Source organism: Stutzerimonas stutzeri, assembly GCF_018138085.1.
In the GTDB taxonomy this organism is placed as follows: Bacteria; Pseudomonadota; Gammaproteobacteria; order Pseudomonadales; family Pseudomonadaceae; genus Stutzerimonas; species Stutzerimonas stutzeri_AI.
Map to the genome: position 1 here is coordinate 829,279 of NZ_CP073105.1, position 15,261 is coordinate 844,539.

The window sequence follows — 15,261 nt, forward strand, 5'->3', positions numbered from 1 at the left end:
TGTAACGAATTCATTACGAAACGCTATATTTGCGTGATATTCGCCTTGCCCGGCTAGCAAGGCGTCAAATAATCTTGACGAAAATCAACGATGATCCGCAGAAAGTCGTCTCGGGACGTGGATCGATCATAGCGACAGCGCTGAAGGCAACCTGCATGCGTATCAAGATTCTCTGCCAGAACCGTGTCGGCATCCTCCGGGACATGCTCGAGCTGCTGGTCGACTACGGCATCAACGTCGCCCGCGGCGAAGTCGGCGGCGAGCACGGCAATGCCGTCTACCTGCATTGCCCCAATCTGATGAACCTCCAGCTGCAGGCCCTGCGGCCGAAGATCGAGGCGCTGCAAGGCGTGTTCGAGGTGCGCAAGGTCGGCCTGATGCCCAGCGAGCGGCACTCGCTGGAGCTGAACGCGCTGCTCGGCGCGCTGGAGTTCCCGGTGCTGTCCATCGACATGGCGGGTGCCATCGTGGCCGCCAACCGCGCCGCGGCGCAGCTGCTCGGGGTGCGGGTGGATGAGGTGCCAGGCATGAGCCTGTCGCGCTACGCCGAGGACTTCGACCTGCCGGAGCTGGTACGGGCGAACAAGGCGCGTATCAACGGTTTGCGGGTAACGATCAAGGGCGACGTCTTTCTCGCCGACATTGCGCCCTTGCAGTCGGAGCACGATGACAGCGAGGCCCTTGCTGGTGCGGTATTGACGCTGCACCGTGCCGATCGCGTCGGTGAGCGTATCTACAACGTGCGCAAGCAGGAGCTGCGCGGCTTCGACAGCATTTTCCAGAGCTCGAAGGTCATGGCCGCCGTGGTGCGCGAGGCGCGGCGCATGGCGCCGCTGGATGCGCCGCTGCTGATCGAGGGCGAGACCGGCACCGGCAAGGAGCTGCTGGCGCGCGCCTGCCACCTGTCCAGTCCGCGCGGACAGTCGCCATTCATGGCGCTCAATTGTGCAGGGCTGCCGGAATCCATGGCCGAGACCGAGCTGTTCGGCTACGGCCCTGGCGCCTTCGAGGGCGCCCGGCCGGAAGGCAAGCTCGGCCTGCTGGAGTTAACCACCGGCGGCACCCTGTTTCTCGATGGGGTCGGCGAGATGAGCACCCGCTTGCAGGCCAAGCTCGTGCGTTTCCTGCAGGACGGTTGCTTCCGCCGGGTGGGCAGTGACGAGGAGGTCTATCTCGATGTGCGGGTCATCTGCGCCACACAACTGGACCTGGCAGAGCTCTGCGCCAAGGGCGAGTTTCGCCAGGACCTGTATCACCGCCTCAATGTGCTGTCGCTGCACATCCCACCCTTGCGTGAATGCCTGGACGGGCTGGAGCCGCTGGCCCTGCATTTCGTCGACCAGGCCAGCCGTCAGATCGGCTGCCCGCTGCCGAGCCTGTCCGAGCAGGCGCTGGAGCGTCTGGCCGGCTACCACTGGCCCGGCAACGTGCGGCAGTTGGAAAACACGCTGTTTCAGGCAGTCTCGCTGTGCGATGGCAAGCTGATCAAGCCCGAGCACGTGCGCCTGCCGGACTATGGCACGCCGCGGCCGTTGGGTGATTTTTCACTGGAAGGCGATCTCGACGAGATCGTCGGCCGCTTTGAAAAAGCAGTGCTGCAGGAGCTTTATCAACGCCATCCCAGCAGCCGCCTGCTGGGCAAGCGCCTCGGGGTATCGCACACGACCGTGGCCAACAAGCTGCGCGAGTACGGGATCGGCAAGGACAGCTGAGTCGACATCTCCTAGAGCAGGGAGGCTTTTCTGCGGGAAGCGCGCCCGCGGCGAATGGTGCCGGCTCGGTGCTTGAAAAGCTTCGCCCCGGGTCGGGCCTCCCACAAAGCGGGTCGTGCGCTGGATGCTGTTTTCCTGCGGGAGGCGCGCCCTCGCGGCGAATGGCGCCAACTCGATGTTGGAGAAGCTTCGCCCCGAGGTCGGGGCTCCTACGAAGGCGGGGCGTGCGCTGGGTGCCGTTTTCTGTAGAGGGCGCGCCCTCGCGGCGAAGGGTGTTGGCTCAGTGTTGGAAAAGCTTCGCCCCGAGGTCGGGCCTCCCACAAAGCTGGCCGTGCGCTGGGTGCTGTTTCTTGTGGGCGGCGCGCCCCGCGGCGAATGGCGTCGGTTCGGTGCTTGAAAAGCTTCGCCCCGAGGTCGGGCCTCCCACAAAGCGGGCCGTGCGCTAGGTGCTGTTTTCTATAGGAGGCGCGCCCTCGCGGCGAAGGGTGTTGGCTCAGTGTTGGAAAAGGCTCGCCCCGAGGTCGGGGCTCCTACAAAGGCGGGTCGTGCGCTGGGTGCTGTTTCTTGTGGGAGGCGCGACCCGCGGCGAATGGTGCCGGCTCGGTGCTTGAAAAGCTTCGCCCCGAAGGCCGGCCTCCTGCGGCTTAGCGCACCGCCTGGGTCACGGCATCGATCAGTGCCTGTAGGTCGATGGGCTTGCGCAGGTGCAGGGTAAAGCCCGCGGCCTTGGCTTTTTCCACGTCGCGCAGGGTGCCGTAGCCGGTCAGGGCGATGCTGGGTGTGTCGGCATTGGCATTGCCTTCGCGGATCGCCGTCATCATCTTGTGGCCGTCGATCTCCGGCATGCCGACGTCGGAGACGATGACGTCGAAGCGCGACTGCTCGGCCAGCGCGATGCCCTGGGCGCCACCGCCAGCGGTGGTGACCTCGGCGCCTTCGCTCTGCAGCAGTTCGCACATGGTTTCCAGGATATCCGGCGAGTCGTCGACCAGCAGGATGCGGACCCCCGCCAGGCCTCCGATCGCCGTGTCGCTGCCCAGCTCGCTGAGTTCCAGCTCGGCCTGCAGGTGCACGGGCAGCCAGACGCTGAACCGCGCGCCTCGGCCGATGCCTTCGGAGAAGGCTTCGATGCGCCCGTGGTGCGCCTCGACCAGCTGCTTGACCAGCGCCAGGCCAATGCCCAGTCCGTGTTTGGAACGCTGCGCATGCTGCATCTCAGCCTGGCCGAACATGTCGAACACCCTGGGCAGGAATTCCGCCGAGATGCCTTCGCCGGTGTCGATCACGTCTAGCCGGGCCTGGTCGCCCTCGCGTTCCAGCTGCATGCAGATGCGCTCGCCACCCTTGGTGAATTTCCACGCGTTGTTCAGGAGGTTCCAGATGATCTGATCCAGGCGGGTCGGGTCGGCATGGACATAGATCGGCTGATCGGGCTTGAACACATCGAAAGTCACATTTTCCGCCTGTGCCAGCGGCGCGAACACGGCCTCGATGCCGCGCAGCACCTCCTGGTAATTCAGCGTCGAGAATTGCAGCTTGAGCTTACCGGTGCGGATGCGCGAGACGTCCATCAGGTCGTCGATGATCCGCGACTGGCTGCGCACGGCATTCTGGATCGACCGGGTCGCCTTGAGCAGGCTCGGCGAGTTCTTCGCCGCCTGGGAGCGGGCCAGCAGGTCGGTGTTGAGTTGAATCAGATTCAGTGGATGTTTGAGTTCGTGCGAGAGGACCGCGAAGAACTGGTCCTTCTGCAAATTGGCGGCCTGGATGCTTTCCAGTTCGCTCTGCTGATTGGAGTTCTGCTGTCGCTCCTCGGTGAGGTCGCGGGCGATCTTGGCGAAGCCGATCACGCTGCCATCGTGATCCACCAAGGGGTTGACCAGGCCGCTGAAGAAGCATCGCGAGCCGTCCCGGCGCAGGTGCCAGCGCTCATCGGAGGCCTGTCCGTGTTCCAGGGCGCGTTTGCGCTCCGCCATTGGGACGCCGGCGCTGCGGTCCTCCTCGGTGTAGATCATGTCGATGCAATGGCCTATCACCTCTTTTTCCTTGTAGCCGAAGATGATCTCGGCGCCTCGATTCCAGGTGGTGATCAGCCCGTCGCAGTCGAGCGTGATGATCGCGTAGCCCTTGGTGCTCTGTGCCAGCAGGCGCAGGTGCGCCTGCCCGGCCTCGAGTTGCGCTTCGGCGTGACGCCTCTCGGTGATGTCGATGAAGGTCAGCACGGCGCCCTGGATGCGGTCGTCCAGGGTGCGATAAGGCAGGAAGCGCGCCAGATACCAGCGATCGTTCTCGCGGTTGTGGACCTCACGCTCGACCAGGTGCAGCTCGCTGAACGCCTCGGCAGCATCCTGGTGAAGCATCGGATAGTTGAGGCGGTGAGTGATATCGAGCAATGAACGACCGGCGTCGTTGCCGATCACGTTGAAGATGTCGCGTGCTCGCGGGGTGAACCACTTGATGCGCATCTTGCGGTCGACGAACAGCGTGGCGATGTCCGTCGAGGAGATCAGGTTCTGCAGGTCGTCGTTGATCTTGCTGGTTTCGTCGACCTTGGTCTTGAGCTCGAAGTTGACCGTGGTCAGCTCTTCGTTGATCGACTGCAGCTCTTCCTTGCTGGTCTCCAGTTCTTCGGTGGCCGAACGCAGTTCCTCATTGATGGCCTGCAGCTCTTCGTTGGAGGCGCGCAGCTCTTCGGTGGAGGTTTCCGAATGCTCCATGGTGACCTGCAGCTGTTCCTCGGTCTGCTGCAACTCCGCCTCGAGCTGGGTCAGGACGCTGTCCTTGGTATCGGGATGCTCCAGCGTGTTGTTGTCCATGCAGGCTTCGACTTCATCGAAGAGCACCAGCATGTACTCGCTGCCGGCCTCGTTGTCGCGGAACGGCCGAACCACCATGTTGACGTAGAAGTGGCGACCGTCGCGCTCCAGCCGCACCCGCCGCGCCTCGACGCTTTTGCCAGTATGGGTGGCCTGGTACAGCGCGGTGCGCAGCTCGAGGCGCAGCTGCGGATGGATCAGGGTGGTCAGGTTCAGCGAGGGTTCGCCGCCGACATAACGCAGGAAGCTCCCGGCCTTGTCGGACATATGCACGATTTCGGCTTCGTGATTGACGATCACGCTGGGCGGGGCGTACTGCTCGAGGGCGCGCTGGTGCACGTCGGCAAAGGAAAACTTCTTGCTGCGTCGATAGGGCTCGTTGACCGAGGGGCGGGGCGGCGTCGAAAGCGCGAAGCCGTGCAGCGCCCCGGTCGGGGGGCGGCGCAGGGAGGCACCGACTTCCTTGGCTCGGTAGATGCGGTTCTTCTTGTCCACCGGGGTGAAATACTGGCTGCAGGCATCGGCCGTTTCCGAGCTGCCTAGGAACAGGTAGCCGCCGGGGTTGAGCGCGAAATGGAACATGCGCAGCACTTCGATCTGGATGTCCCGGTCCAGGTAGATCATCAGGTTGCGGCAGGAGATCAGGTCCAGCCGCGAGAACGGCGGGTCGCGCAGGATGTTGTGCCGGGCAAACAGAATCCGCTCGCGCAGCTCTTTCTGCATGCGGTAATGGTTCTGTTCCTTGTAGAAATGCTGGCGCAGCCGCGTAGGCGGCACGTCCGTGACGATGGCTTCGGGGTAGATGCCGGTGCGAGCGGTTTCCAGGGCGCGATCATCGATATCGGTGGCAAAGACCTGCAGCTGTATTTCGCTGTAGGCGCTGCTGGCCGCCGCCTGATCGACCAGCAGCATGCCCAGCGAGTAGGCCTCTTCGCCGGTCGAACAGGCGGCTGACCAGGCGCGCAACGCCTTGTCTCCAGTGTTCAGCTTCTGTTCGAACAAGGCGGGGATGATGTCGCGCTCCAGCGCCTCGAACGCCTCGCGGTCACGAAAGAAGTTGGTCACGCCGATGAGCATGTCAGCCAACAGGGCGGGTGTTTCTTCCGGATGGCTCTGCAGGTGGCGGGCATAGCTGGGCATGTCACGTAGCGCGTTGACTTGCATGCGCCGCTCGATGCGCCGCAATACCGTGGCTTGCTTGTAGTGGCGGAAGTCGTGGCCGGTGCGGGCGCGTAGCGCCGCGAGAACCTCGCGCAGTGCCAGCTCGTTGGGCTTCGACTGCGCGTGTGCCTGCGCGGATTCCTGTTCGCCATCGGGCCCGTCCTGCTGCTCGATCTCACTCAGGGGTGGCAGCGGATCCTTCCGGGCGAGCAAGGCCTGAAGATTCTCTGACAGCTCCACCAGGCGCTGCGGCATCTCGGCCGCAGGCAGCACGATGTCGACCATCCCGGTCTCGATGGCGCTGGCCGGCATCGAATCGTACTGGGCATCTTCCGGCGTCTGCGCCAGGGTGATGCCGCCCTGTTCCTTGATGCGCGACAGGCCGACCGAGCCGTCGGCACCGGTGCCGGACAGCACGATCCCGACCGCATGGCTGTGGTGCACGTCCGCCAATGCGCGGAAGAACAGGTCGATGGCCACCTGCGGGCCGCGCTCGCGCTCAGGTTTCTGCAGGCGCAGGTAACCGTCGTTCATCGACAGGTCGAGCGCCGGCAGAATCACATAGATGCGGTTGCGTTCGATCGCGACGGGTTGGGTGACCTGCAGGACCGGCATCTTGGTGACGTTCTGAATGATCTTGTCGACGTTGCTCTCATGCTTGGGCGATAGGTGCATGATCACCACGAACGCCATGCCGCAGTCGTTCGGCATATGCTCGAAGAAGGCCAGAAGGGCCTGAATCCCGCCCGCCGAGGCGCCAATGCCGACCACCGGAAACTCCAGCGTACTTCGGGTCAGTGGCATGTTCTTGGGTGTGGATGGCTCGGAGCGGGTGGTCATCTATTCCTCGGCGTTTTTATTGGAACGTTCCCGGTCGGCAACAAGAGGGAGACAGCAAGGCAGGTAGGGAAATTCAGGGCGCGGCCATGGCGCCGCCGAACGGATGATACGGTTTTGCAGGGTCGATTACTGCCGGCTAGCAGCGCTGCGTTTTGGCGGCCGGTGGTTCAGCACTCGATGATGTTCACCGCCAGGCCGCCGCGGGCGGTTTCCTTGTACTTGCTTTTCATGTCGGCGCCGGTCTGGCGCATGGTGCGGATCACCTTGTCCAGCGATATGAAGTGGCTACCGTCACCCCGCAGCGCCATGCGTGCGGCATTGATCGCCTTGACCGCACCCATGGCGTTGCGCTCGATGCAGGGGACCTGCACCAGCCCGCCAACCGGATCGCAGGTGAGCCCGAGGTTGTGCTCCATGCCGATCTCGGCGGCGTTCTCCACCTGCTGCGGCGTGCCGCCCAGCACTTCGCAGAGCGCACCGGCGCCCATCGAGCAAGCGACGCCGACCTCGCCCTGGCAACCGACCTCGGCGCCGGAAATGGAGGCGTTCTCCTTGTACAGGATGCCGATCGCCGCCGCCGTGAGCAGAAAGCGCACCACGCCGTCCTCGTTGGCGCCGCGGATGAAGCGTACGTAGTAGTGCAGCAGCGCCGGGATGATCCCCGCTGCGCCGTTGGTCGGTGCGGTGACCACGCGACCGCCGGCGGCGTTCTCCTCGTTGACCGCCAATGCATAGAGGTCGACCCAGTCCAGCACGCTGAGCGAATCGCGCAGGCTGGCTTCCGGATGCTCGCTGAGCTGACGGTAGAGCCCCGCCGCGCGTCGTTGCACCTTGAGCCCGCCGGGCATCACGCCCTCGGTGCGGCAGCCGGCCTTGACGCACTCCTGCATGACTTGCCAGATCTTCAACAGCCCGGCACGGGTCTCGGCTTCGGGGCGCCACGCGGCCTCGTTGGCCAGCATCAGTTCGCTGATCGACAGCCCGTGCTCGCTGCACAGCGCCAGTAGCTCGCTGGCGCTGCGGAAGGGGTAGGGCAGGGGTGTACGGTCTTCGACGATGCGGTCGCTACCGGCTGCCTGCTCGTCGACGACGAAGCCACCGCCGACCGAGTAATACTCACGGCTGCGCAGCTGCAGCCCGGCCGTATCGAAGGCGCGCAGGATCATGCCGTTGGGGTGGTACGCCAGCGGCTTGCGGATGAACTGCAGGTCGTTGCCGGCTTCGAAGCGAATGACCTTTTCGCCCAGCAGACGCAGCTCGTGCGACTCCCGGAAGGTCGCCATGCGCTGGGGAATGTTGCCGGTATCGACTGTTTCCGGAAGCTCACCTTCGAGCCCGAGTATCACTGCCTTGTCGCTGCCGTGGCCCTTGCCGGTCGCCCCGAGGGAGCCGTAAAGCTCGACTCGGACGCGCTCGGTGGCATCGAGCAGTTGGTCATCGCGCAGGCCCTCGGCAAACCGCAGTGCTGCGCGCATCGGCCCGACCGTATGCGAACTGGACGGGCCGATGCCGATCTTGAACAGGTCGAAAACGCTGAGGGACATGGGTAATGCTCCGCAATGGTTGGGCCTCCATAGAGCCTAGACCCGCGCCGCGGCGTGCAGGAGGAATACCGCCGCCCGCCATGCAAAAGCTGCACTCAGCGATTGCGCGCCGAGCCGCCCCAGGGTTTGGATTCCAGGCTGTTGTGCACGGCGGTGGCGGCCTGTGCGGCCTGGCCGATGGCGACGCTGATCTGCTTCAGCCCCAGGGTCACGTCACCGATCGCATAGAGGCCGCGCACCGAGGTCTGCAAATGATCGTCCACCGGCACGCCACCGCATTCGTCGCAGGGTACGCCTAGCTGAGCCGCCAGGTCGGAGCGAAAGCGCGCCCCGAGATTGGGGTAGATGATGTCGAAGTGGTGCCGGTCGCCGCCGCAGGTCAGCAGCTCGATACCGGTGTCGCACGGGTGCAGCGATTCGACCCGGTCACTGATGACCTGGATGCCGTAGTGCTCGGCCAGGGCAATAGCCTGGTCGCAGGCGTCCGGCTCGCCGTGCACCACCACCGTCACGCGGTCGCTGAAGGTGCGCAGGAACACCGCGTGGCCGATGGCGTTTTCCGCTTCGCCATACACCGCGACGTTGTCGCCATCGACCTCGTAACCGTCGCAGATGGCGCACAGGCGCACCTTGCCCTCACCGATCGCCTGTTCGACATCCGGCATGTCCGGCAGGGTGTCTTCGATGCCGGTGGCGAGGATGATGCGACGGGCTACACAGGTTCGCTCGCCATAGCGGACGCTGAATCCGTCGGCATGGGGCTCGATCCATTCCACCCGGCCGTGCTCGAGCCGGGCGCCATAGCCGCTGGCCTGCTCGCGCAACCGGACCAGCAGATCGTTGCCGTTTATCCCCGGCGGGAAGCCCGGATAATTGCGCGAACGCGGTATCCACGAGGCACGGCTGCAGCCGGCGTCCACCACCAGGCAACTGCGATGGAAGCGGCCGAGGTACAGCGCCGCGGTCAGGCCGGCTGGGCCGCCGCCGACGATCAGGCAGTCGACCGGGTTGGAATCGGGATTGGGCGAAGGTGCGTTCATGGCATCGGTCAATGGGTGCGTGTTGCCAATAGAAATGGCGCGCGGCGTGAAGTTCTATTCTTCCGATCAACGCAACCTGCTGTTTTTGCGAGCTGGTTGGACTTCTCGTGCTTGTGTCGGTTGCGCTGATGACGAAGACTTCGCGCTTCGTGCGGTACCGCTCTAGCATCGGTATTTCACGTTCCGCATACCAATAAAGGCCCACCGCTGGCGCTCCGTCGCCGTGATGAGCGGGCTACTCACGTTCGACCTGTATCCGCCGCGCGGTCGCGCGAGTCGAACCTATCGCAATCGTTAAATCACTCGAACGGTGCTCACAAGGCGCCGGGTCCGAGCTTTTCCCGTTGGGGGTCAGATGTTCAAGTCTTGTGTTGCCGTGCTGGTCGCGGCGCTGTGTGGGTTGACTGCTCCGGCTAACGCGGCCGAAGGTGAGCCCTTCGTCATCAAGTTCGCCCACGTGGTGGCGGATGACACGCCCAAGGGCAAGGGGGCCTTGCTGTTCCAGAAGCTGGTCCATGAGCGCCTGGCCGGCAAGGTCAAGGTGGAGGTCTATCCGAACTCGACGCTGGTCGGCGATGCCGATGAAATGCAGGCACTGCTCGATGGTCGGGTGCAGATGCTGGCGCCGTCTCTATCCAAGTTCGGCAAGTACACGCGCAAACTTCAAGTCTTCGATCTGCCGTTCCTGTTCGACGACCAGGACGCCGTGCAGCGTTTCCAGAAGCGCGAGATGAGCCGTGAGCTGCTTCGCTCCATGGCCGATTCCGGCATCTATGGCCTGGCCTACTGGAACAACGGCCTCAAGCAGCTCTCGGCTACCCGGGCGCTGCGGACGCCCGAAGACGCCGCGGGGTTGGCCTTCCGCATCCAGCCGTCGGCGGTGCTCGAAGCGCAGTTCGAGGCGGTGGGAGCCAAGCCGGTGGTGTTGCCCTTCGCCGATGTGTACAAGTCGCTGAAAGACGGCGTGGTACAGGGCGCCGAGAACCCCTGGTCGAACATTGCTAGCCAGAACATGCATACGGTCCAGCCGTTCATCACCGAAAGCAATCACGGGGTGCTCAACTATATGCTGGTGACCAGCTCGAAGTTCTGGATGAGCATGCCCTTCGCGGTGCGCTCGGAGCTCGAAGGCATCGTGCTCGAAGTGACCCAGGCGGTGAACAGGGAAGCCGCGGCGCTCAACCAGCGCGACCGCGATCGTATCCTCGCCAGCGGCAGCAGCAAGCTGATCAGCCTGACGCCGGAACAGCGCCAGGCCTGGCGGGAAAAGATGATGCCGGTATGGCAACGCTACGAAGCCGATATCGGCGCCGACGTGATTCGCGCCGCGTTGACCGTCAACCGCAAGCACTGATTTCAAGTGTCTCCCCTCGCCGGCGATCCCGCTTGGTGAGGGGATCGCCACGCGCGCCGACTTCTCCTTCCGCCACGCCCGCATCCATCCAGCGTCCTGCTGCTCGCTACGGGCTTCCGGCTTTCTTGCTTCCTGTCCCTTCCTTCCTGCGTCGGCGGCGTCGCCGAGCTGCGGCATTTCCGTGGCGCCAGGCGATCAGCGCCGTTACCTGATCAGGTAGGGCGACGGCAAGCCCTGCGACTGGCAAATGACGGTTCTGAGATGGTCGATGCCGGTCTCGGTCGCTAGGCGTTAGTTCCATGACTGCTAGCATTTTCGAACAGGTGTAATCGACCTGTGCAGCAAAGGGCGTGCGCGTCCCTGCGCTCGTGTTTCGAACGTGCCAACCAAGAATAAGGAGAACAGCAGGTGGCGACTAACCCTGGAAAGAACGCGGCCTCGGCCGTGGAGAGTATTCCCGCCCCGACCGGGGCGGCCAACCTGATCGATACCGATTACGTCATCGGTCAGGACAACATCACACGCAAGTTTTTCGATGTGCACGGCAAGGTGTTCATCATCTCTGCGCTGACCATCGTGCTCTTCGTGGTCGTTACGCTGGCTCTGCGCGCCGATGTCGAGCCGATGTTCACCGCGCTTCGCGACTGGCTGACCAGCAAGCTGGCCTGGTTCTTCATCGGCTCGGCGAATATTTTCGTCCTGCTGTGCCTGGGTTTGATCGTTTCGCCGCTGGGCCGGGTGCGCCTGGGTGGCAGGGAGGCGACCCCGGACTATTCCTATACGGGCTGGTTCTCCATGCTATTCGCCGCCGGCATGGGCATCGGTCTGATGTTCTACGGCGTGGCCGAGCCCATGTCACATTTCTCCACGGCGCTGGGGGGGACCGCGGTAGAAAATGGCGTGCGTACCGACTGGGCTCCGCTGGGCGCCGCTGCGGGTGATGCCAAGGCCGCCGCCAGCCTGAGCATGGCCGCCACGATCTTCCACTGGGGCCTGCATCCCTGGGCGGTCTACGCGATCGTGGCCTTGGCGCTGGCGTTGTTCTCCTTCAACAAAGGCCTGCCGCTGAGCATCCGCTCGATCTTCTATCCGCTGCTGGGCGAGCGGGTCTGGGGCTGGCCTGGGCATATCGTCGACATCCTCGCCGTGTTCGCGACGCTGTTCGGTCTGGCGACCTCGTTGGGCCTGGGCGCCCAGCAAGCGGCCGCGGGTCTCGAATTCCTGTTCGGCATGCCCAATACCGACACCAGCAAGGTGCTCCTGGTGATCGGTATCACGGTGATCGCGCTGATGTCGGTGCTGGCGGGCCTGGACAAGGGGGTCAAGCGCTTGTCCGAGTTCAACATGGTGCTGGCGCTGCTGTTGTTGCTGTTTATCATCATCGCCGGACCGACCCTGGCCATCGTCACTGGTTTCTTCAGCAACCTCGGCAGTTACCTGGCCTACCTGCCGGCGCTGTCCAACCCGATCGGGCGTGCCGATGTGAACTTCAGCCAGGGCTGGACCGCGTTCTATTGGGCGTGGTGGATCAGCTGGTCGCCCTTCGTCGGCATGTTCATCGCTCGCGTCAGCCGCGGCCGTACCGTGCGTGAATTTCTGACTGCGGTATTGCTGGTCCCTTCGCTGGTCTCGGTGCTGTGGATGACCGCATTCGGTGGCACCGCCCTGGGCCAGTTCGTCACGGACGGGTTCACCGGGGTGCAGGATGCCGCGCTGGAGTTGAAGCTGTTCGCCATGCTCGGCCAGTTGCCATGGACCGAGATCAGCTCCTTCGTAGGCATCCTGCTGGTGGTGGTGTTCTTCGTCACCTCTTCTGACTCCGGGTCGCTGGTCATCGACACCATCACCGCTGGTGGCAAGGTCAACGCGCCGGTGCCTCAGCGGGCGTTCTGGGCCATTCTTCAGGGCGCTGTGGCCATTTCCCTGCTGCTCGGCGGTGGCCTGGTTGCGTTGCAGGCCATGGCCGTGTCGACGGGGCTGCCATTCACCGTCGTGCTGCTGGTGGGGTGTGTGGCCATCGTCAAGGGTTTGATGAGTGAGCCGCGCTAGGTAGCGCGTTACCCGTTGCACGCCGCGCAGGCGTGCAACCGGGGTGTCGATTCAAACGAAAGCGCGGCCCTGATGGTCGCGCTTTTTTAGTTCCAGAGTTCGCCAACCGGCGTCGAGGGTGGGTAATGCGTGGCCGCCTGTGCCTGCAACAGCTCGGCGGTGGCCACGGCATCGGTCAGCGCATGGTGTGCCTGGTACAGCGGCAAACCGTAGCGCAGGCGGCTGTCGGCCAGGCGGATCGATACCGGCCGCTGCTTGTTCAGCAGGTGGCGCAGCCAGCCGTGGCGGCGCCGACGCGGATGCAGGCGGGCTTCCAGCTGCATGGTGTCGATCACGGGGAATTGCAGCCCCTCGCCCAGCAGGTGGCGCATCGCCTGGTCGAGAAACCCCCGCTCGATGTTGCGGTAATGCACCACCATGATCTTGCCGGCCATCATGGTGAGCAGCTCGTCGAGCACGGTGGCCAGTCTTGGCGCGTCGCTGACGTCCGAGTGGGTGATGTGGTGAAAGGTGACCGACTGGCTGCTCAACTCGCAGACGGGTTTGACCACCCAGTAGCTGGACTCGCGGCAGCGGATGCGGCGCACGTCGAAGGGCACCAGGCCGAGGCTGACGATCGAATCGCGTTGGCTGTCCAGGCCGGTGGTTTCGACGTCCAGGGCCAGCAGCGGCGCCTGATCCAGCGGCGTATCGGCACTCACCGTGCCGGCCTGATAGAAGCGCGCCAGGCGTGGGTCGCGGGCCGTCTGCGCGAGTTCGGCGAACAGGCTGGGCCAATCGGGGGCTGGCGTGCGTCCGTTACGCTTCATAGCGGGCGGCTCTGAACCTGGCCAGGGTAGCGAAAGCGCAGGAACTGCTGCGCGTTGCTCAGTACCTGGAAGGCCGACTTGAGATTGTGCCGCTCGTTGGCGGAGACCTTTTCCGGCTCGATGTAGTTGTCCGGTTCGCGACCTTCCAGCAAGTCCATGGCCTGGTGGCGAATGCGTACGATCGAGAGGAATTCCAGGGCATTGCGCAACTGGGTGATGGCGTCCTCGGTCAGCAGCTTGGTGGCGGCGATCGCATCCAGGCGCTCCAGTGAATTCTGCGCCTTGGAGCCACAGGCCAGGGCATGCACGCGAATCAGGTCGGTAAGCGGTGCGGTGCCGCGGCCCTTGAGGTTGATGATGTTGTTCTGCTGACCGTCCTTTTCCATCACGAAGGTACGGAAGAAGCCCAGCGGAGGCGTGCGGTTGAGCGCGTTGCGGGCCATGCTGGCGAGAAACAGCGGGTTGCTGCTGGCCTTCTGTGCGATCAGGTCCTTGAGATTCTCGACCAGTCCGGCTTCCCCGTAGGCGCTGCTGAGGTCGAAGAAGATGGAGCTGTTGAGCAGGGTTTCCGGGTTCGGCTGCTCGATCCATTGGGTGAAATAGCTTCTCCATACCCGCAATGGCTGGCGCCACCGGGGGTTGCTGGCCATGATTCCGCCTTTGCAATAGCTGTAGCCACAGGCGGCCAGGCCGTCGCTGACGAAGCTCGCCAGTTGCAGGAAGTACTCGTCGTGGATGCGCGGATCGAAGCGGTTGTCGATCACCAGGGCGTTGTCCTGGTCGGTGACGATCAGCTGTTCATCGCGTGCCATCGACCCCAGAACCATGTAGCAGTAGGGCACCGGCGGCGGTCCGAGCCGTTGCTCGGCCAGCTCCAGCAGGCGATGGGTCAGGCTGCGGCCGATGCCCGACATGGCGCTGCCGATCATATGCGCCGTGGCCTCTTCGTTGACCATGCGCAGGAAGGTCGCGCGCAGGTCCGGCAGCAGGGCTTGCAGCTCGGCCACCGATTGCTTGTTGAAGATGCTGTTGACCAGGTACAGGCTGCTCTGCGACTCGTACTTGATGATGTCCGACAGGTTGATCACGCCGACCGGGCGCTGGCGATGCATGACCGGCAAATGGTGGATGTTGTGACGCAGCATGCTCAGCATGGCCTCGAACACCGAATCGTCCGCCTGGATGGTGATCGGGTTGGGTGACATCACCCGGTCGACCGGCGTATCCAGCGGCAGGCCTTCGGCCAATACCCGCGTGCGCAGGTCGCGGTCGGTGGTGATGCCGGTCATGACCTGAATGCCGGATGCCTCGGCCGCGTTCGGCGGCGGGCCGAGAATCACCAGCGAGGAGACGCCATGCTCGGTCATCACCTGAGCGGCCTGTTGCACGCTGGTGCCCAGCGGCACGCTGACGGTGCGCCGGGTGACCAGCTTGCGCACCTTGATCTTCATCAGCTCGCTGGCCTTGCCCTGGGGTTCCTCCACCTTCAGGCGCGACTGGCCCTCGGCCTCGACGAAGTCGGCGAAGGCATCATTGGCCTCGCACAATTGTTCGAACAGCTGGCCGGGAATGAAATAGATCAGGCTGTCTTCGATCGCCCGTGCCGGTAGGCGCACCTTGTGGCCGCGCAGCAGGCCGAACTGGCCGAACACCTCGCCCTCGGACAGCCGGTTGTACAGCTCACCGTTACGTCGGTATATCTCCACCGCGCCGCTGCGGATGTAGTGCAGGTCCTCGATCGGTTCGCCATAGCGGAGGATGTCGCTGCCGGCCTTGAAATAGCCGACCTCGACCTGTCGGGCGATTTCGTCGAGGGTGTCGTCCGGCAGCCCGTCGAAGGGGGCGAAGCGACTCAGATGGTCGCGTATTTCGAGCAGTTCGACCTGCATTCGGGCCTCCTGACGGCACTCTGTCGGCGCATTGAACCATAGCTGCC

At 64.0% G+C, this 15,261-nt stretch carries 8 protein-coding genes; 3 read left to right on the forward strand and 5 right to left on the reverse strand.

Annotation, left to right across the window (positions count from 1 at the left end):
* Nucleotides 1–155 precede the first annotated feature (155 nt).
* Entirely contained in the window at nucleotides 156–1,712 is a 1,557-nt protein-coding gene (locus KCX70_RS03990; RefSeq protein ID WP_212619353.1) for a sigma-54-dependent transcriptional regulator, read from the forward strand.
* 644 nt (nucleotides 1,713–2,356) lie between these two features.
* Here the strand turns inward: KCX70_RS03990 and KCX70_RS03995 are convergent.
* The 3 genes from KCX70_RS03995 to KCX70_RS04005 all read right to left on the reverse strand — a co-directional run bounded on the left by KCX70_RS03995 (nucleotide 2,357) and on the right by KCX70_RS04005 (nucleotide 9,113).
* The gene (locus KCX70_RS03995) at nucleotides 2,357–6,529 is read right to left on the reverse strand and encodes a CheR family methyltransferase (protein ID WP_212619354.1); all 4,173 of its coding nucleotides are present in this window, start codon (nucleotides 6,527–6,529) and stop codon (nucleotides 2,357–2,359) included.
* 167 nt (nucleotides 6,530–6,696) lie between these two features.
* Complete coding sequence (locus tag KCX70_RS04000) at nucleotides 6,697–8,073, reverse strand: L-serine ammonia-lyase (RefSeq protein WP_212619355.1); 1,377 nt, start codon at nucleotides 8,071–8,073, stop codon at nucleotides 6,697–6,699.
* Between the two features lie 95 nt (nucleotides 8,074–8,168).
* Nucleotides 8,169–9,113, reverse strand: a complete 945-nt coding sequence (locus KCX70_RS04005; protein ID WP_212619356.1) for an NAD(P)/FAD-dependent oxidoreductase — start codon at nucleotides 9,111–9,113, stop codon at nucleotides 8,169–8,171.
* 355 nt (nucleotides 9,114–9,468) lie between these two features.
* Here KCX70_RS04005 and KCX70_RS04010 point away from each other — a divergent pair, with 355 nt between their 5' ends.
* Both KCX70_RS04010 and KCX70_RS04015 read left to right on the forward strand, forming a co-directional pair.
* Nucleotides 9,469–10,467, forward strand: coding sequence for a TRAP transporter substrate-binding protein (locus tag KCX70_RS04010; RefSeq protein ID WP_212619357.1), 999 nt, complete (start codon nucleotides 9,469–9,471; stop codon nucleotides 10,465–10,467).
* A 408-nt stretch (nucleotides 10,468–10,875) separates the two neighbouring features.
* Nucleotides 10,876–12,516, forward strand: a complete 1,641-nt coding sequence (locus KCX70_RS04015; protein ID WP_021209836.1) for a BCCT family transporter — start codon at nucleotides 10,876–10,878, stop codon at nucleotides 12,514–12,516.
* A gap of 86 nt (nucleotides 12,517–12,602) precedes the next feature.
* Here the strand turns inward: KCX70_RS04015 and KCX70_RS04020 are convergent, their stop codons facing one another.
* Nucleotides 12,603–13,325 carry a 3'-5' exonuclease gene (locus KCX70_RS04020; RefSeq protein WP_212619358.1) on the reverse strand — a complete coding sequence of 241 codons (723 nt, stop codon included), beginning with the start codon at nucleotides 13,323–13,325 and terminating at the stop codon, nucleotides 12,603–12,605.
* Nucleotides 13,322–15,214 carry a DUF294 nucleotidyltransferase-like domain-containing protein gene (locus KCX70_RS04025; protein ID WP_021209838.1) on the reverse strand — a complete coding sequence of 631 codons (1,893 nt, stop codon included), beginning with the start codon at nucleotides 15,212–15,214 and terminating at the stop codon, nucleotides 13,322–13,324. The genes KCX70_RS04020 and KCX70_RS04025 overlap by 4 nt, the downstream gene beginning before the upstream one ends.
* Nucleotides 15,215–15,261: the final 47 nt, after the last annotated feature.

What these genes read in the sequence shown, in the direction of transcription:
- KCX70_RS03990 (WP_212619353.1), top strand. Translation starts at nt 156, where the DNA reads ATGCGTATCAAGATTCTCTGCCAGAACCGTGTCGGCATCCTCCGGGAC.
- KCX70_RS03995 (WP_212619354.1), bottom strand. Translation starts at nt 6,529, where the DNA reads ATGACCACCCGCTCCGAGCCATCCACACCCAAGAACATGCCACTGACC.
- KCX70_RS04000 (WP_212619355.1), bottom strand. Translation starts at nt 8,073, where the DNA reads ATGTCCCTCAGCGTTTTCGACCTGTTCAAGATCGGCATCGGCCCGTCC.
- KCX70_RS04020 (WP_212619358.1), bottom strand. Translation starts at nt 13,325, where the DNA reads ATGAAGCGTAACGGACGCACGCCAGCCCCCGATTGGCCCAGCCTGTTC.
- KCX70_RS04025 (WP_021209838.1), bottom strand. Translation starts at nt 15,214, where the DNA reads ATGCAGGTCGAACTGCTCGAAATACGCGACCATCTGAGTCGCTTCGCC.
- KCX70_RS04010 (WP_212619357.1), top strand. Translation starts at nt 9,469, where the DNA reads ATGTTCAAGTCTTGTGTTGCCGTGCTGGTCGCGGCGCTGTGTGGGTTG.
- KCX70_RS04005 (WP_212619356.1), bottom strand. Translation starts at nt 9,113, where the DNA reads ATGAACGCACCTTCGCCCAATCCCGATTCCAACCCGGTCGACTGCCTG.